A 17,581-nucleotide genomic window follows, 5' to 3' on the forward strand; every position below is an offset into this window, starting at 1 on the left:
GATCAAAGGTAATGGACCAAGGGCATGGACCACGCGCCGCCGGATGCACGGCCGCCTGTCACCAGACCCCAACTAGGTGAAGTGATGAAAAACTGGCTTCGTAAGCACCCGCAAGTCCGCACGATCCGTGTGGCCGCCGCCGATCTCAACGGTCAGGCGCGGGGCAAGCGCATTCCCACCCGGTTCGCCGACAAGGTCGTGGAGGATGGCACCCGGTTTCCGATGTCGGTGCTGAACCTCGACATCTGGGGCGAAGATATCGACGACAGCCCGCTGGTGTTCGAAAGCGGCGACCGCGACGGCGTTCTGCGCCCGACCGAGCGCGGCTTCATGCCGATGCCGTGGCTGGATGCGCCCACGGCCCTGCTGCCGATCTGGATGTTCCACGAGGATGGCCGCCCCTACGAGGGCGACCCGCGCCATGCCCTGCGCGCCGTGCTGGACCGGTTCAAGGCACGCGGCCTGACACCCGTCTGCGCGGTCGAGCTTGAATTTTTCCTGATCGACGATTCGGGCCGCAGCCTGCAGGCGCCGCTCAGCCCGCGGTCGGGCAAACGCCGCAAGGCCGCCGAAACGATGTCGATCCGGGCGCTGGACCAGTTCGATATCTTCTTTACCGACCTCTACGACGCCTGCGAGGAAATGGACATTCCCGCCGACACCGCGATTTCCGAGGCGGGCCTGGGCCAGTTCGAGATCAACCTGATGCATTCCGACGATGCGCTGCGCGCCGCCGACGATGCCTGGCTGTTCAAGATGCTGGTCAAGGGACTGGCGCGCAAGCACGGCTTCGCGGCAAGCTTCATGGCCAAACCCTACGAGGATTACGCCGGCTCCGGGCTGCATGTGCATTTCTCGGTGCTGGACGCCGACGGCAACAACGTCTTCGACAACGGCGGGCCGGAGGGCACGGAAATCTTGCGGCACGCGGTCGCCGGGTGCCTGAACGCGATGGAAGGCTCGGCGCTGGTCTTTGCCCCCCATGCCAACAGCTTTGACCGGATGGTGCCGGGCGCACATGCGCCGACGGGCATTTCCTGGGCCTATGAAAACCGCACATCGGCCATCCGCATTCCCTCGGGATCGCCAGCCGCGCGGCGGATCGAACACCGGGTGTCGGGCGGCGACGTGAACCCCTATCTGATGCTCGCCGCCGTGCTGGGCGCCGCGATCAACGGCATCGAGGATGGCGCCGAGCCCCCCGCACCGATCACCGGCAACGCCTATGCCGCCGACCTGCCGCAGATCCCGACCGACTGGCAGACCGCCATCGACACCTTCGAGGCCAGCGCCGAGGTCGCGCGCATCTTCTCACCCGAACTGATCCGGAACTTCGTTCTGACCAAGCGTCAGGAGTTGCATTACATGCAGGAACTGACCCCGTCGGAACAGGTCACGATCTACCTTGATACCGTTTAACCCCCGCATATCGGTGACCCCATGAAAATCGGCATCCTGCAAACCGGCCACGCCCCCGACCCGCTGCGCGACACGCTGGGCGACTACGACCGGCTGTTCCACAAACTTCTGGACGGGCACGGCTTTAGCTACCGGACGTGGAATGTGGTGGATGGCGAATTCCCCCCCGGCGTCGATGCCGCCGACGGCTGGCTGGTGACCGGGTCCAAGCACGGCGCCTATGAGCCGCACGACTGGATTCCGCCGCTTGAGCAGTTCATCCGCGACACCCAGGCCGATGGCCGGCCGATGATCGGCGTATGTTTCGGGCACCAGATCATCGCGCAGGCGCTGGGCGGCCGGGTCGAGAAGTTCGCTGGCGGCTGGTCGGTGGGGCGCACCGAATACAGTATGCAGGGCCGGACCGTCGCCCTGAACGCCTGGCATCAGGACCAGGTCACGCAGCGGCCCGAAGGCGCGGTGGCAACGGCGCAATCGGATTTCTGCGAAAACGCGGCATTGCTGTATGGCGATCGCATCTGGACCATTCAGCCGCACCCGGAATTCGATGCGGATTTCATCGACGGGCTGATCAACACGCGCGGCGAGGGCGTGGTGCCCGACGACCAGCTCAGAGGCGCGACGGAGGCCCTGACCACCCCGACGGACCGGATGGACATCGGCGCCTTCATGGCCGAATTTTTCAAGAAAGAGAGGGCCTGATGGCCAACTGGACAGATGCGCTGCCGGCGGCGGCACAGACCTACCTGATGGACCGGCGGCTGGACGAGGTCGAATGCATCATCTCCGACCTGCCGGGGATCGCGCGTGGCAAGGCCGTGCCGGCCAGCAAATTCGCCAAGCAGGATTACTTTCACCTGCCCGACAGCATCTTTTACCAGACCATCACCGGCGATTGGGGCGAGGCCGCGGGCGACGAGGGGTTCATCGAAAAGGACATGATCCTGCGTCCCGACATGAGCACCGCGACGGCGGCCCCCTGGACCGGGGACTGGACGCTGCAGGTCATTCACGACGCCTTCGACCGGACCGGCAAGCCGGTGCCCTACAGCCCGCGCAACGTGCTGAAACGGGTGTGCGACCTGTATCGCGAACAGGGTTGGAAACCCGTGGTAGCGCCGGAAATGGAGTTTTTCCTGGTGGCGCGCAACCTCGACCCGGCGCACGAGATCAAGCCGATGATGGGCCGGTCGGGCCGCCCGGCGGCGGCGCGGCAGGCCTATTCGATGACGGCGGTCGATGAATTCGGCCCGGTGATCGACGACATCTACGATTTCGCCGAGGCGCAGGGCTTCGAGATCGACGGCATCACGCAGGAAGGCGGCGCCGGCCAGCTTGAGATCAACCTGCGGCATGGCAACCCGGTGAAGCTGGCCGACGAGGTGTTTTATTTCAAGCGGCTGATCCGCGAAGCGGCGCTGCGGCACGATTGCTTTGCCACCTTCATGGCCAAGCCGATCGCCGACGAGCCGGGGTCGGCGATGCATATCCACCACTCGGTGCTGGATCTCGAGACCGGGCGGAACATTTTCTCGGATGACGACGAGAACGAGACGCCCGAGTTCTTTCATTTCATCGCCGGGTTGCAGAACCACATGCCGGACGCGCTGGCGGTGATCGCGCCCTACGTCAACAGCTATCGGCGCTACGTCAAGGACCACGCGGCCCCGATCAACCTGGAATGGGGGCGCGACAACCGCACCACCGGCATCCGCATCCCGTTGTCCGGCCCTTCGGCGCGGCGGGTGGAAAACCGGCTGGCGGGGATGGACTGCAACCCCTACCTGGGCATCGCGGCCAGCTTGGCCTGCGGCTACCTCGGCCTGATGGAGGCCAAGCACCCCAAGCCGGAATTCAAGGGCGACGCCTATGACGGCGATGGCGATATTCCGCGCGTTCTGGGATCGGCGCTGGATCTGTTCGAGGAGGCCGCGGCGCTGCACACGGTTCTGGGGTCTGACTTTGCGCGGGTCTATTCGATCGTCAAACGCGCCGAATACGACGAGTTCCTACAAGTCATTTCCCCCTGGGAGCGTGAGCACCTCTTGATGAACGTCTGAGCGGAGGGACCCGGTGGCGCAATTGAGTATTTATGACCCAAAGAAGCCGGCAGGCGGTGCGCGCCGGTGATGGATCTGCTGTATGCCAACGACATTCGCGGGCAATATCCGCCCAGCTGGTACACGGCGACGGCCACGCCTTTGCAGGCGTTTCCGGGGCTTCGGGGCGCGCAGCGGGCGGATGTCTGCGTGATCGGCGCGGGCTATACCGGGCTGTCGGCGGCGCTCCATCTGGCGCAGGCGGGGCGCGACGTGGTGCTGATCGACGCGCAGCGCGTGGGTTTTGGCGCGTCAGGGCGCAACGGCGGGCAATTGGGCAGCGGCCAGAGGGTCGGGCAGGACGCGCTGGAGCGGATGGCGGGCCGCGATGCCGCCGCCGCGCTGTGGCGGCTGGGCGAGGACGCCAAGGCGCTGGTCAAGCGACTGATTGCCGAGCACGACATCGACTGTCATCTGACGCCAGGCGTCGCCTGGGCCGCATCGAGCGCCCGCGACGTTGCCGATCTGCACGACTACGCCGCTCTCTTGCAGGACCGATACGGATATTCCGACATCGCCGCGCTGGACGCGGAGGCGTTTGCCGCGATCTGCCCTTCGCCGGATTACCGGGGCGGCATTCTGGACATGGGGGCCGCGCATCTGCATCCGCTGAACTTTGCGCTGGGGCTGGCGCGGGCGGCGGCGGATGCGGGCGTGCGGATTTTCGAGCAATCGCGCGCGATCAGCATCGATCATGGCACCCCCGCTACGGTGCGCACCGAAAGTGGCCGGGTGTCGGCGGATCATGTCGTGCTGGCGTGCAATGGCTACCTGTCGTCGCTGGCGCCGTCGGTGTCGGCACGGGTCATGCCGATCAACAATTTCATCATCGCCACCGAGCCGCTGGGCGATGCGGCGGCGCGGGTGTTGGCGCGCGATGTGGCGGTCGCCGACAGCCGTTTCGTGGTCAACTACTTTCGTCTGAGCCACGACAAGCGGCTGCTCTTCGGGGGGGGCGAGAGCTATGGCTACCGCTTTCCGGCCGATATCGCAGCCACTGTGCGCAAGCCGATGAGCGTGGTCTTTCCGCATCTGCGGGATGTGAAAATCGACTATGCCTGGGGCGGCACGCTGGGCATCACGATGAAACGGTTTCCCTATCTTGCGCGGGTGGCGCCCAATGTCTTGTCGGCCTCGGGATATTCGGGGCACGGGGTCGGAACGGCGACGCATGCGGGTCAGCTGATGGCGCGCGCCATCGCGGGCGATGGCGACGGGTTCGACACGATGTCGGCGATCCCCACGCCCGCCTTTCCCGGTGGCGGCGCGCTGCGCACACCGCTTTTGGTGCTGGCGATGACCTGGTATGCGATGCGCGACCGGCTGGGGTTTTGAACCGGGACACGCGAATACCGCGACGGGCGAAACCTTGCCGAAGTGTGACATGTTAACGCTTGGACCACGACCGCCTTTGTTTTACCATTTCGAAAACCTTTCATAAGGAAATCGAAATATGAACAGTCCCGACATGCATGCGGCGGAACCGATTCCCGAGGCCGCCCGCGCAGAGGTTGAACGATTGCTGCAAAGCGGCGACCTGTTTCGCTATACTGCGGCTGCCGATGCGCCCGTAGCCCTGCTGGAGAGCGAGTTCGCCGAGATGATGGGCAGCGCTTTCGCGCTGGCGGTGTCGTCGTGTTCGGCGGCGCTGTTCCTGTCGCTCAAGGCGCTGGGGCTGCCGCGCGGGGCGCCTGTGATGATCCCCGGGTTCACCTTTGCCGCCGTGCCGTCATCGGTCGTGCATGCCGACTGCCGACCCGTGCTGTGCGAAGTGGGTGAGAATTACCGTGTCGATCTTGAGGATTTCGCGTCCAAACTGCCCGATGTCCAGGCCGTCATCATCAGCCACATGCGCGGCCACACGTCCGATATGGACCGGATCATGGAGATGTGCGACGCCGCCCGCATTCCGGTGATCGAGGATGCGGCCCATTCGCTGGGCACGATCTGGAAAGGCCGGAAAATCGGAACGATCGGGCGTGTGGGCTGCTTTTCGTTTCAGTCCTACAAGATGATCAACGCCGGCGAGGGCGGGATCCTGGTCACCGACGATGCCGATCTGGTGGCCCGCGCGATCATCATGTCGGGCGCCTACGAGCACAATTGGAAGAAACACCCCGTTCTGCACGATGCCTTTGCCCGCTGGCAGAACAAGCTGCCGCTGTATAACCTGCGGATGAGCAACATGTCCGCGGCGCTGATCCGACCGCAGCTTGCCGAATTGCCGCGCCGTGTGCGCGACGGGCGCGCAAACCACGATTACGTCGCCGAACGTCTGGATGCGGTGCAATATTTTTCCGTGCCTGCCCCCCTGCCCGGCGAAGACCGTGCCCCCGACAGCCTGCAATTCAACATCGACGGGCTGGATGCGGACCGGATCGTCGCGTTCGCCAAGACGGCAAAGGCCGCTGGCGTCACGGTGCAGGTCTTTGGCCAGAGCACGGATAACGCGCGCGCCTTCTGGAACTGGCAGTTCATCGAGGATCTGCCGGAATTGCCCCGGACCCGCGACATGCTGATGCGCGCCTGTGACGTGCGTCTGCCGGTGCGGCTGTCGCGTGATGAACTGGATTGGGTTGCCGATCGCCTGATCGAGGCAATGGAGACGGTGACGCGACCCGACCGAAGCCAGGTGGCCTGACCGGATGCGGAAACCGGGCGGTGCACCGGCGTACCGCCCCGGTCACGTCATTTCAGCTTGGACAACTTGTCCTGCAACTCGGCAAGCTGGCGTTTGATCGCGTCAAGATCCTCGCCTTCCTCCTCGCCGGCTTTGGCGGCGGTCTTGTCGCCCTCGGTCTTGGCCGCGCCCTTCTTGGGCATCACACCGCCGGTCATCGCCTTCATGAAGGCCTGCTGCTGAGCCTGCATCAACTCGAACCCGGGCATTTTCGCCATCGGGTTGATCGCCGACATCTGGTCAAGCATCTGGCTTTGCCCGTTGCGCAGCATCTCGAAGGAGGCCTGCAGGAATTGCGGCACCACGCTTGCACCGGGGGTCATGTAGCTGCGCACAAGATCGTTCAGCACATCCACCGGCAGAACGCTTTCGCCGCGGCTTTCGTGTTCGGCGATGATTTGCAGAAGGTACTGACGGGTCAGGTCGTCGCCGGATTTCAGATCCACGATCTGGACCTCGCGGCCCTCGCGGATGAAGCCCGCTATGTCTTCAAGCGTCACGTAGTCGCTGGTCTCGGTGTTGTAGAGCCTGCGGCTGGCGTAGCGTTTGATCAGCAACGGTTTTTGTTTGTCCGCCACGAAAATCCTCCCCAAATAACGTGCTGCATTGCAGCTTAGACAAGCGCCGGACAAAAAGAAAGGGCAGGCTTTTCAGCCTGCCCCCTTCCGATGCGCCCTCCAGGGAGGAAAAGACGCAACTTTCGGTCGCCACTTACTTGGTTGTGGCTTTTTTCGTTGCCGACTGGATGTCGCCAGTGGCTTTCTTGACAGCGGCCGACGCGTCGTCGGTCATGTCCTTGCCAGCGGCCATCATCAGCTCGACTGTGTCCATCTGAACCTTTTTCGCGATCTCGGCGAAGGCGGCCATGTTCTCGGCCGCGGTCTCGGCGGAGGCGGACGCGAAGTCGGTCATCGCCTTGGCATACTCGGCAGGCTCTGCCTTGGCTTTGGACATGTCGGCCAGCTTCGACAGCGTTTCCTGGGTCCACTTGTTGGACAGCGCGGTCGATTTCTCGGCGGCGTTCAGGGCAACGTGGCTCAGCTTCTCGTTCAGCGTGGCGGTTGTCTTGAAGGCGTCTTCCATTGCGGCGGTGTCCACCGGGAAGGAACCCATGACGTCTTTGAACATTGCGGTCATGTCAGGTGTCTTTGTCATTTCAAAATCCTTTCGAGGTTCGGCGGGGGCATCCGCCTGTGTTCGTTCTGCACCCTATGTACATGCCGCAGCGCAGCATTTCAAGTCTTTTTGCTGCACCGCAGCATTATTTATTCCGCAACGCAGAAAGAACATTGAAATCAGGGCTTTGCCTTTTTCACGACATAGGTGCCGGGCGCGTCGCACAGCACGGGATGGCTCGAATCACCGGGCGTCCGGGCAGAAATCTGCTTGCCAGACCGCTTTTTCAGCCATGTTTCCCAGCGCGGCCACCACGATCCTTCGGTGAATTTGGCCGACTCAAGCCAGTCTTTGTGGTCCAGGCCGAGGTCGCTGTTGGTGTAGTGACCGTACTTTCCCTTGCTGGGCGGGTTCACGATGCCCGCGATATGGCCCGACTGGGTCATGATGAAGGTCTTGTTGTCGGATCCCATCTGCTGGACGCCGCGATAGCTGTCTTTCCAGGCGGCGATGTGATCGGTCTCGCAGGCGATGGCGCAAACCGGTACGTCGACATCGCTCAGCTTGAGGGTATGGCTTAGCATGTCGATCCCGCCCTGCGCCAGTTCGTCGTTCTGGCACAGCTTGCGCAGATACTGCTTGGCCATTTTCGCAGGCAGGTTGGCGCCGTCGCCGTTCCAATACAGCAGATCGAAGGCGGGCGGCGTTTCACCCATCATGTAACTCTTGATCGCGGGGCTATAGACCAGGTCGTTGGAGCGCAGGAACGAAAAGGTGCGCGCCATGATCACCGATGGCAGCAGGCCCTTGTCCTCGACCTCGCGTTCGATCCCATCGATGAAATCATCTGTCAGGAAGGGCGCGAATTCGCCCTGGTCGGAAAAATCGGTGAGCGCGGTAAAGAAGGTCGCGGATTTGACCGAGGTGTCGCCGCGCTGCTTGAGCAGCGACAGCGTCATCGCCAGCGTGGTGCCCGCGATGCAGTACCCGACGGCGTTGACCTGATCCTCGTCGGTGATGGCCTTCACCTCGCGGATCGCGGCCAGATAGCCGTCTTCGATGTAATCCTCCATCCCGACATCGCGGTAGGTCTCGTCGGGGTTGACCCAACTCACCATGAAAAGCGAATAGCCCTGGTCGGTGATCCATTTCACCAGGCTGTTCTGTTCCTTGAGGTCGAGGATGTAATACTTGTTGATCCAGGGCGGAAAGACGATCAGCGGGGTCTTGTACTGCGTCTCGGTCGCGGGCTCGTACTGGATCAGCTCCATCATGCGGTTGCGATAGACGACCTTGCCCGGCGTCGTGGCGATGTTGCGCCCCAACTCGAAAGCGTCCTCGTCCGCCAGCTTGACGATCAATTCGCCGTTGTTGGCCTCGAGATCCGAAATCAGGTTCTCCAGTCCTTTGACAAGGCTCTGCCCTTCGGTCGCGACCGCACGTTCCAGGGCATCGGGGTTGGTGGCAAGGAAGTTGCTGGGCGACATCATGTCGATGATCTGCCGGGAAAAGTAATCCAGCCTGCGTTTTTCGGCCGGATCGAGGTCGCTCACCGCGTCGACCGCCTGCTGCAGGGCCTGCGCGTTGATCAGGTACTGCTGCTTGACGAAGTTGAAATAGGGGTGCGTGTCCCACAATGGGTTGGCAAAGCGGCGGTCGCGGGGGCCGTTGTCCTCGCGCTCGGGCAGTTTGCCGCGCGCCACGACCTGCTGCGCCTCTACGAAATGCTTGACCGAATTCGACCAGAAGGCGAGCTGGTGTTCGATCACCTTGGCGGGATTTTGCATCGCCTCCGACCAATAGGCCTGCGACGCCTTGGCGAAGAGGTCGTGATTCGGGGCATCCAGCGCCGCGTCATGCCCTTTACGCTGGGTCATCACGCGGGTCAGACGCTCTGAAAGCTCTTCAACTTTCTTCAAATTTTCTGTCATGCGTTCGAGGGTTTCACCCGATGGCACAGGTGTTCGCGTGTCTTCGGTTGTCATATTCAGGTTTCCCTCTTATGTTTGCAGTTGCAGCATTGTGACGTGGTCTTCAGGGGGCGAAGCGATCATAGATGCATTAACACGGTTCCGTAACAAGGAGACCCCTATGCGATACATGGCCACCTACGACATGATGGAAACCATCCGCAACACCAACCAATGGCTCGGCGCCTCTGCCCTTGCCCTTGGATCATACCCTGCATTTTCGATGGTGCCAAACCCCACGATCGAATGGATGCGTGCCTGGGGCGAAGTCACCGAGCGCACCTTTCAACGCATGATCGTGAAGCCCGACTGGAATATCCCCCCCGTGGTCGGCGAAAACGGCACCGACTGCGTCGTGACGATGGAAACCACGGTCGAGCGTGATTTCGGCGACCTGCTGCATTTCACCGTGCAGGGCCGCACGCCGCCCAAGCGCAAGGTTCTGCTTGTGGCGCCGATGTCGGGCCACTACGCCACGCTGCTGCGCTCAACCGTCATCAGCCTGCTGCCGGATGTCGATCTCTACATCACCGACTGGCACAACGCGCGCGACATTCCCGTCAGCGCCGGCAAGTTCGATATCGAGGATTACACGCTTTACCTGGTGGATTTCATGCGCGAACTGGGGCCCGATACCCATGTCATCGCCGTTTGCCAGCCCGCACCTCTGACGCTGGCCGCGACGGCCTATCTGGCCGAGGAAGACCCTGACGCGCAGCCCAAATCCCTGACACTGATCGGCGGGCCGATCGACCCCAATGCGACACCGACCGAAGTCACCGACTTTGGCCACCGGGTCACGATGGGCCAACTCGAAGAACTGATGATCCAGCGGGTCGGCTTCAAGTACAAGGGCGTGGGCCGCAAGGTCTATCCCGGCATGTTGCAGTTGAGTTCGTTCATCTCGATGAACGCCGAGACGCATATGCTGGCCTTCCGCGACCAGATCGCGCGCGTCGCCCGCGGCGAGGCCGCCGAACACGACAAGCACAACAAGTTCTACGACGAGTATCTTGCCGTCATGGACATGCCGGCGGAATTCTACCTCTCCACCGTGGACCGGATCTTCAAGAGCGGCGAAATCGCCCGCAATGAATTTACCGTCAAGGGCAAAGCGGTCGATATCGGCAAGATCACCACCGTGGCGGTCAAGACCGTCGAAGGCACGAAGGATGACATATCCGCCCCCGGTCAGTGTATCGCGGCGTTGGCCCTGTGCACCGGACTGCCCGACAGCAAGAAGGCGAGCCATCTCGAAGAGGGCGCGGGGCACTACGGTATCTTTGCGGGCAAAAGCTGGCGGACCAATATCCGGCCACTGGTGCTCGATTTCATCGATGCCAACTCCGCGCCGGAAAAAGCGACCGGGGCCAATACCGGGACCAACCCGCGCGGCGCGGCGTCCGGCAAGCCGAAGTCGGCGGCCTGATCGGGTGGCAGGCGGACGGGATATCCCTTTCGCCTGCGACTGCGGCGCCGTGACAGGAACGCTGCATGACATCAGCGCATCGCGCGGCACGCATGCGATCTGCCATTGCGCGGACTGCCGCGCGGCGGAAGTCTTTGCCGGTCAGCCGGATCCAGGACAAGACGGCGTGGATCTGTTTCAGACCACGCCCGACCGGGTCGAATTTCACACCGGGCTGGATCATATCGGCGTCTTCAGCTTCAGCCCGAACGGCCTGCTGCGGTGGTATGCCGATTGCTGTGGCGCGACCCTGTTCAACACCCTGCGCAACCCGAAAGCGGCCTTTTCCGCCATTCGCGTGCAGCGGCTTGCCGACCCTGCCGCCATCGGCCCGGTGCGGGCGCACGCCTTTGTCGGTCGCCCCGGCGGCGGGTACAAGCACACCGGCAAGGCGTGGTTTCTGCTTGGGCTGCTGCGTGGCCCGGCGTTGGCCCGGATCACCGGGCGCTGGCGCGACACACCGTTTTTCGACATCGCAAGCGGTCAGCCCGTGCGCAAGGTCCAGATCGTGGACAAGGGCGCCCGCGCAGACCTGCTCAGGTAGGCAAGGGCGCGCGCACCCTGCCCCGTCGCCATCACGTCAGAACATAGGGCTGGCTCATCCAGTCGCGCAGCGCGCGCGTCGTCTCTGCGGGCAGTTCCAGCGTCGGCAGATGGCCCGCGTGGTCCAGCACGACCAGTTTCGCATAGGGAATGAGCTCGGCCATGAAGCTGTGCCGTTTGACCGGGCACAGCGCGTCATGCGCGCCGCACAGCACCAGCGCCGGCACCTTGCAGCGGCGCAGCGTGGCCTGCTGATCCCGCCGCCGTTGCAGTGCGCGCGACTGGCGCACGAACACTTCGGGGCCCAGCGTTTCGGCCATGTCCACCACCAGGTCCAGCACCTCGTCACGCGCGGCGCCGGGGGCAAGGTAATGCGGTTTCATCTCGTCGCGCATGACCTGCGCCAGGCGCCCCGTGCGCGCGGCGACGATGTTGGGCTCTCGCGCTGCGGCGATCTGCGGCGTTTCCGCCAGCGGCGAGGTCCCCATGAGCGCGATCCGGGTGATGCGGTCGGGCGCGCGGCGCAGCAGTTCCATCGCAACGATGCCGCCCATGCTCAGCCCCGCCAGTGCAAAGCGTTGCGGCAACTGGTCGAGCAGCGATGACGCGATTTCCTCGATCCGCTCGCCGTTGGTGATCGGGGCCACCATCACGGCCGTATCGGCGGACAATTCCGCGATCTGCGGGCCATAAAGGCGCGCGTCGCACATCATGCCGGGCAGCAGGACCAGCGGTTCAGCCATGCAGGCGCACCACGCGGTCGAAAATGGGAGAAATCGAACTGCTCATATCGCTCAAACGCCTGTTTTCCCCTTGGTGTAGCAGTCTTGGGCGCTGCCACAAGCCCTTGCTTCAGCGCGGGCGAAAAACCTGCGGCTGCGTGCCGGTCATGGATGGGCGATACCGCGAAACGGCGGGAAATCGGCGTAGCGCGCGCGCCGTGCTTCCGGCGGCTCCGCCGGGGTGTCGCCCGCGCGCAGCAGCGTCCCGCGCGGCGCGATGTAGCTTGAGATCGTGCGCAGCGGTTCGGGCCGCCAGACAAGGTTGAAGGCCGCCAGCTTGGGAAAGAACCACAGGTCGGAATAGGGAAGGTGATCGTGCAGCCACCACGCAAGATCGCGCCAGTCGCGCCCGCGCGCGTAGCGGTCGGCGAACCACGGGATCACCAGCGACGTGCCCGCGATGGCCGCCGCGCCGCTGTCCCTGTCCCAGATATGGCATTCCAGCGGATTGTCGTTGCGCGCGCAATTGAGCCTGTGCGCGTTGCCATAGGCGTTCAGGTCGGGCGCGCGGTAGCCTGACCGGATCGCCAGCCGTCCAAAGGTTTCTTCGAGCGGGTCGAGCAGGTGCACGCAGAGTTCGCGGCCATGCGCGATGACCAGATCGGGGTCGCGCGGCACGTTGGGATGGCCGTGAAAGCCGGAGATCTCGGAATAGAGGAAATCGCGCATGTAGAAGTGTTTCGACAGGCGCACCCGGCCCAGGGTCTCGAGGCTCCACATGCTGCGGGGACGGCGCACCGGGTCAGAGCCCCCGCGCCCAGTCGATTATGCCCGCCACCGCGCCGTCGGTTTGACCGGGCGAGACGATATCGCCCGCGATCACGTGCCCGGACGCATCGTCGCCGGGGCCAAGGACGGGCTGCACCACGCGCACCGGCCCGCCCCAGCGCGCCGCGACATCCGCCGTCAGGTCGGGGCGGACGACCTGATCGCTATCGGAATACCAAAACAGCGCGGGCGTGGTCGCCTTGCCCGGATCGAGCTGGCCCACGGTCTTGACCAGGGCCGCCAGCGGCATGGCCGCGACACTGGGATACTCGGTGGTCCAATATCGCGCCTGCGCGTCGTTTTTCGGGGTGAACCCGCGCCGTGCCCCCGCGAGCATCGGCAACCAGTAACGCGCGGCGGGCCAGGTCAGCAGCGGCGCCAGCGGGTTGTTGATGCCGAAGTTGGGCGAGACAAAGACGATCCCCGCGACCTGCTGCATCAGCGCGGGATCCTGCGCCGCCGCCGCCATCAGCGTGCCCCCGGTCGAGGTGGAGATCACAAGCACCCTGTCGCCAAGGCTCCGCGCGGCGGCCAGCGCCTCGGCCACGTCCGCCATCCAGCCCGCAACGGTGCCTGTCGCCATCGCCTGCGCCCCGCGGCCATGCCCCTGCAACCGGGTAAAGACAAGATGCGCCCCCAGAGCCTGTGCGACGCGGTCGGGAACCGGACGGATTTCCTGGGACGTGGCGGAAAACCCGTGCACATAGACCACCGCCCAATCGGTGCGGGCTTGCCCCACGTCGGCGCGGATCACACGCTTTTCGGTGCCGGGGGTGATGTCGTCAAAGGCGGCTTCGACGGACTGGAAATAGGGTTCCACACCGGCATCGAGCCGCGATGGATCGAAGTGCGCGCGCAGCGACGACGGCTCGTAGGGGCCAAAAAGCCACAGACCGGTGACCAGCACGGCCAGCGCCAGACCGATCCGCCCCAGCCATCGCGCAAGTCGTCTCATCGTGCGGCGCCGATCACGTCGGTTATCGCCCGTTCGATCAGCCCGAGGCAGGGGCCGTCGGAAAACCGGTGGTCGGCGTCCTTGACCAGCGTCAGGTGCAGATCGGGGCAGGTCGCGTGCTCCATCAGGCGCAGGGCGGTTTGCGTGCTGACCGCGGTGTCGGCCGTGCCTTGCAGGCAGCGCACCGGGAACGGCAGATCCAGCGGGTCGCGCAGCACAAGCTGCCGCCGCCCGTCCTCGATCATCCGCTTGGTGATCACATAGGGATCCATATAGTCGGATGGCAGTTCCACCTGCCCGTCGCGCTCCAACTGCGCCTTCTGGGCCTCGGTGAATGTCGCCCAGTAACCGTCTTCGGTGAAGTCCGGCGCGGCGGCGATGGTGACCATGCCCGCGATCCGCTCGGGACAGCGGCGCGCCAGCAGCAGAGCCTGCCAGCCGCCCATCGACGACCCCACCGGCACGATGGGCCCCTGCGTCAGCGCGTGCACCACCTCGAACGTATCCTCGGCCCAGTCCCCGATGCACCCCTCCTCGAAGCTGCCCGAGGATTCGCCGTGACCGGAGTAGTCGAACCGCAGGTAGGACAGCCCCTTGGCGCGGGCCCACTCCTCGAGATGCACGGCCTTGGTGCCTTGCATGTCGGATCTAAGCCCGCCCAGGAACACGATGGTCGGGCCGTGGCCCTGTGTCAGGTGATAGGCGATGCGACGCTCCTGATGCGTCCTGATGTCGTTTGGTCCAACGGTCATGTGCGGCGCTCCCTTCGTCGCGATCATGCGCGGGGTCCGGGTGGCCTGCAACGACAATTGCGCCGCACATCGGCCGACCGCACGCGATCCGCGCCCAGGGGCGACAGATCGAAGCGCCCTTGCGCGGCGCGCAAGGCGTTCGCGGCGATGGCTTATCCGCCGACGTAGGGCTCCGCCATCGGGCGGTAGAATGTCTTTTGATTGTGCAGACGCCCCAGAAGGTCATGGATCTGGCGCAGGGGATCGTCCTCGGCGCTGTCGGGCAGATCGGGCTTCAGGCCGTCCAGCCGGTCAAAGGACAGATCGCGCTTCATGGTGCGCAGCGCTGCCTCGATCAGGTCGATGTCATTCACGGTCAGTTCGAAATTGCGGTTATGTTTGGGCATGGGGCACCTTCGGGCTGTGTGGCGGACAGCGGCAACCAGCGGTCGCTGTTGCGTGATAGATAGTCGTTTCCACGCCACAGTCCAGAGCCAGATTGCCTCGCGGGCGCCGGCACCGCATAAATCGGGGATGACCGATGCCGCCCCCAACAGACTTTTGATTCCCGTCCTGTCGGCGGCCAACTTCGTGATCGGCATGGGGGCCTTCGTCGTGGTCGGCGTGCTGGAGCCGCTGGGCCGCGATCTGGGTGTCGGCGCGGCGCAGGCCGGGTCGCTGATGACGGTCTATGCCATGGCCTACGCGGTGCTTTCGCCGCTCCTGGTGTCGCTGATGGGCGGTGTGGGGCGGCGACGGGTGCTGGCGATCGCACTGGCGCTGTTTGCGCTGGCCACCGCCCTGTCGGCGCTGGTCGGGTCGTTCTGGCTGCTGACCCTGTCTCGGGTGCTGGCCGCCGCCGGCGCGGGCATGTTCACCCCCGTGGCCGCCGCCGTCGCCGCGACGCTGTATCCGCCCGAACAGCGCGCGCGGGTTCTGGCGGCCGTGTTCTTCGGGCTGACGCTGGCGCAGGTCGCGGGCGTGCCCGGCGGCAGCTTCATCGCCTATACCTTCGGCTGGCGCTGGGCCTTTGCGACGGTGCTGCTGGTGGCAGTGCCCTGCACGGTGCTGATCTGGCGGCATGTGCCTGCGGGGTTGCGGTTTCAACCGGTCACTCTGGGCGATCTGGCACGAATCATGGGCCAGGGTCGCCTGATGCTGGCGACGCTGTTCACCGGCGCGTTTCTGGGCGCGATCTATGTGCTTTACACCTACGCGGCCCCCCTGCTCAGCCAGACGATGGGCTTTGGCCGCGACGGCATATCGCTGGCGCTGGCGGTGTTCGGGGCGGGCGCCGTGGCGGGCAATATCCTTGGCGGCGTGATGGCCGACGCACTGGGCTGGCGGCGCACGCTGATCGCGCTGACGGCGGCGCAGGTCGTGATCACGCCTGTGTTTTCGCTCCTGCCGCTTCCGGCGGGCTGGGTGTTCGTTCTGTTTTTCGTCTGGGCCGTGTCGGGCTGGTCCTTCATGGCCGGTCAGCAGTTGCGGCTGATCGCGCTTGCGGGCCCCATGGCGCCGGTTGTCCTGGCGCTGAACGCGGCGGCGATCTATCTCGGCGCCGCGGGCGGGTCGGCCATCGGGGCCATCCTGCTTCAGACCTGGGGCGTGGGCGCGCTGGGGCTCGGCGGCGGTCTGGCCGCGGCCCTTGCGCTGCTGCATCTGCTGGCGTCGATCCGGTGGGCGCCCGCCGCGCCGCGCACCGCCTGAGCGGTCAGTCGGCGGGCCGCTGCACTTCGGGCAGTCCGATGGCCACGACCGACGCGGCGACGGACATCACCGCAAAGCCCGCCAGCGTCCATTCCGCGCCCAGAAACGCGGCGCCGCCGCCCAGGCCACCCGCGATCAACAACAGCACGCCAATCACCGTATTGCTGACCGCGGCATAGGCCGAGCGCTGATCGGGCGGCGACATATCGACAAGATAGGTGGACCGGCCCTGCCGCACGCCGTGATAGGCGATCATCAGCACGAACAGCACCGCCGGCATGGCCCAGACCTCTGCGGCAAGGCCAAGGACGGCCAACACCACCGCCGCGCTCATGGCGAGGGCACCAAGAAGGCCGGTACGCATCAACACCTTGCGGCTGGATTTGTCCGCCATGCGCCCCCACACATAAGAGCTGAGCAGCGACGCGATGGCCGAGGCCAGCACCAGCGCGCCAAGCTGGCCCAAAGCCGTGAGCCCGGCCGAATTGGCCAGAACCACCAGGTAGGGCGGCGCCAGCGCGGTCGAGACCAGCAATCCGCGTACCACGATGAATCGCCACAGGTCGGGATTGTCGCGCAGCAGATCGAAACTGACGCCCTGCGCGTCCTCCACATCCTCGCTCGCGGTTTCCTCGAGCGTGGAAAACAGCGTCGCGGCCAGCAGCCAGAGGGCGGCGGCAAGCGCGATCGCCGCGATCACGATGCCCTTGGATTGAAACAGACCCGACACCAGGAACCCAGCAAAGACCAGCACGCCCACCGAACTGACCGATCCGGCCAACCCGGTGATCGCGCCGCGCCGGGTCTGGCCCACGGTCTTGCCCAGGATGTCCTTAAACGATACCGAACAGGCGGCGCGGCACACCGCCAGCAGCGCCAGCGCCCCGCAGACCGCATACCCGGCCGCCGCACCGTCGAGCGTCAGCGCCGCCAGCACGATCAACGCCGCCGCGGCCCCCTGCCCGGCCGAGCCCAGCACCCAGGCCCATTTGCGATGCGCCATCCGCTGCACCCAGCCTGCCAGCCCGATCTGCGGCAAGAGCGCGCCCGCCTCGCGGATGGGCACGAGGATGCCGGCGAAAACCGCGGGCGCACCAAGCGCCGTGAGCAGCCATGACAACACCAGCTTGGGATCGATCAGCCCGTCGGCCACCTTTGTCATGCTCAGCGATGCGGCGTGGCGCAGGCCGTTGCGCGCCTCGGCGCGTTGTGCCGCGCGGTCCAGATCCTGCGCCGTCTTGCCGTCGGCATCCGTCAGCGTGTCAAAGGCGTCCTGCGCCAGATCGTCCTGCATCGTCATCGTCCTTGGTCGGGGCCGTCTTGACTTGGCCAGTCTGCCC

General features: G+C 64.9%; 17 protein-coding genes. 8 read left to right on the forward strand and 9 right to left on the reverse strand.

The genetic code is table 11. The features are described 5' to 3' along the window. Window positions 1-84 precede the first annotated feature (84 nt). The 5 genes from FDT80_RS16465 (at window position 85) to FDT80_RS16485 (ending at window position 6,159) form a co-directional block, all read left to right on the forward strand. Window positions 85-1,419: a glutamine synthetase family protein gene (locus FDT80_RS16465; RefSeq protein WP_138663420.1), complete on the forward strand. Its 1,335-nt coding sequence runs from the start codon at window positions 85-87 to the stop codon at window positions 1,417-1,419. Window positions 1,420-1,440: 21 nt separating this feature from the next. Further along, the gene (locus FDT80_RS16470; protein WP_138663421.1) at window positions 1,441-2,121 is read left to right on the forward strand and encodes a type 1 glutamine amidotransferase; all 681 of its coding nucleotides are present in this window, start codon (window positions 1,441-1,443) and stop codon (window positions 2,119-2,121) included. Further along, entirely contained in the window at window positions 2,121-3,479 is a 1,359-nt protein-coding gene (locus FDT80_RS16475; RefSeq protein WP_138663422.1) for a glutamine synthetase family protein, read from the forward strand. Before FDT80_RS16470 ends, FDT80_RS16475 begins: the two co-directional genes overlap by 1 nt. A 69-nt stretch (window positions 3,480-3,548) precedes the next feature. After that, on the forward strand, window positions 3,549-4,853 hold the full coding sequence (locus tag FDT80_RS16480) for an NAD(P)/FAD-dependent oxidoreductase (protein WP_138663423.1): 1,305 nt from the start codon (window positions 3,549-3,551) through the stop codon (window positions 4,851-4,853). A 118-nt stretch (window positions 4,854-4,971) separates the two neighbouring features. Further along, complete coding sequence (locus FDT80_RS16485; protein ID WP_138663424.1) at window positions 4,972-6,159, forward strand: DegT/DnrJ/EryC1/StrS family aminotransferase; 1,188 nt, start codon at window positions 4,972-4,974, stop codon at window positions 6,157-6,159. A gap of 47 nt (window positions 6,160-6,206) precedes the next feature. Here FDT80_RS16485 and phaR read toward each other — a convergent pair whose 3' ends face one another. The 3 genes from phaR to FDT80_RS16500 form a co-directional block, all read right to left on the reverse strand. Beyond that, window positions 6,207-6,776, reverse strand: coding sequence for a polyhydroxyalkanoate synthesis repressor PhaR (gene phaR, locus FDT80_RS16490; protein WP_138663425.1), 570 nt, complete (start codon window positions 6,774-6,776; stop codon window positions 6,207-6,209). A gap of 133 nt (window positions 6,777-6,909) precedes the next feature. Continuing rightward, window positions 6,910-7,353 carry a phasin family protein gene (locus tag FDT80_RS16495; RefSeq protein WP_138663426.1) on the reverse strand — a complete coding sequence of 148 codons (444 nt, stop codon included), beginning with the start codon at window positions 7,351-7,353 and terminating at the stop codon, window positions 6,910-6,912. Window positions 7,354-7,493: 140 nt separating this feature from the next. Then, window positions 7,494-9,299, reverse strand: a complete 1,806-nt coding sequence (locus FDT80_RS16500) for a PHA/PHB synthase family protein (protein WP_138663427.1) — start codon at window positions 9,297-9,299, stop codon at window positions 7,494-7,496. A 106-nt stretch (window positions 9,300-9,405) separates the two neighbouring features. On the opposite strand from FDT80_RS16500, the gene phaZ reads away from it, so the two are divergent. Both phaZ and FDT80_RS16510 read left to right on the forward strand, forming a co-directional pair. After that, complete coding sequence (gene phaZ, locus FDT80_RS16505) at window positions 9,406-10,713, forward strand: polyhydroxyalkanoate depolymerase (RefSeq protein WP_138663428.1); 1,308 nt, start codon at window positions 9,406-9,408, stop codon at window positions 10,711-10,713. A 4-nt stretch (window positions 10,714-10,717) separates the two neighbouring features. Next, the gene (locus FDT80_RS16510; RefSeq protein ID WP_138663429.1) at window positions 10,718-11,296 is read left to right on the forward strand and encodes a DUF6151 family protein; all 579 of its coding nucleotides are present in this window, start codon (window positions 10,718-10,720) and stop codon (window positions 11,294-11,296) included. 31 nt (window positions 11,297-11,327) lie between these two features. On the opposite strand, the gene FDT80_RS16515 is transcribed toward FDT80_RS16510, so the two are convergent. The 5 genes from FDT80_RS16515 to FDT80_RS16535 form a co-directional block, all read right to left on the reverse strand. Beyond that, entirely contained in the window at window positions 11,328-12,038 is a 711-nt protein-coding gene (locus tag FDT80_RS16515; protein WP_138663430.1) for an alpha/beta fold hydrolase, read from the reverse strand. A gap of 144 nt (window positions 12,039-12,182) precedes the next feature. Further along, the gene (locus FDT80_RS16520; protein WP_138663500.1) at window positions 12,183-12,797 is read right to left on the reverse strand and encodes a hypothetical protein; all 615 of its coding nucleotides are present in this window, start codon (window positions 12,795-12,797) and stop codon (window positions 12,183-12,185) included. Window positions 12,798-12,819: 22 nt separating this feature from the next. Continuing rightward, window positions 12,820-13,800, reverse strand: coding sequence for an alpha/beta hydrolase (locus FDT80_RS16525; protein ID WP_138663431.1), 981 nt, complete (start codon window positions 13,798-13,800; stop codon window positions 12,820-12,822). Continuing rightward, window positions 13,797-14,552, reverse strand: a complete 756-nt coding sequence (locus tag FDT80_RS16530) for an alpha/beta hydrolase (RefSeq protein ID WP_138663432.1) — start codon at window positions 14,550-14,552, stop codon at window positions 13,797-13,799. The genes FDT80_RS16525 and FDT80_RS16530 overlap by 4 nt, the downstream gene beginning before the upstream one ends. Window positions 14,553-14,704: 152 nt before the next feature. Next, complete coding sequence (locus FDT80_RS16535) at window positions 14,705-14,938, reverse strand: hypothetical protein (RefSeq protein ID WP_138663433.1); 234 nt, start codon at window positions 14,936-14,938, stop codon at window positions 14,705-14,707. A 127-nt stretch (window positions 14,939-15,065) separates the two neighbouring features. Between FDT80_RS16535 and FDT80_RS16540 the strand changes: the two genes are divergently transcribed. Beyond that, window positions 15,066-16,241 (forward strand): MFS transporter, encoded by a 1,176-nt coding sequence (locus FDT80_RS16540; RefSeq protein ID WP_170311912.1) that lies wholly within the window; start codon window positions 15,066-15,068, stop codon window positions 16,239-16,241. A gap of 4 nt (window positions 16,242-16,245) precedes the next feature. On the opposite strand, the gene FDT80_RS16545 is transcribed toward FDT80_RS16540, so the two are convergent. Further along, window positions 16,246-17,535 carry an MFS transporter gene (locus FDT80_RS16545; protein WP_138663435.1) on the reverse strand — a complete coding sequence of 430 codons (1,290 nt, stop codon included), beginning with the start codon at window positions 17,533-17,535 and terminating at the stop codon, window positions 16,246-16,248. Window positions 17,536-17,581 lie beyond the last annotated feature (46 nt).

Origin of the sequence: Sulfitobacter sabulilitoris (assembly GCF_005887615.1) — a bacterium.
In the GTDB taxonomy this organism is placed as follows: Bacteria; Pseudomonadota; Alphaproteobacteria; order Rhodobacterales; family Rhodobacteraceae; genus Sulfitobacter_E; species Sulfitobacter_E sabulilitoris.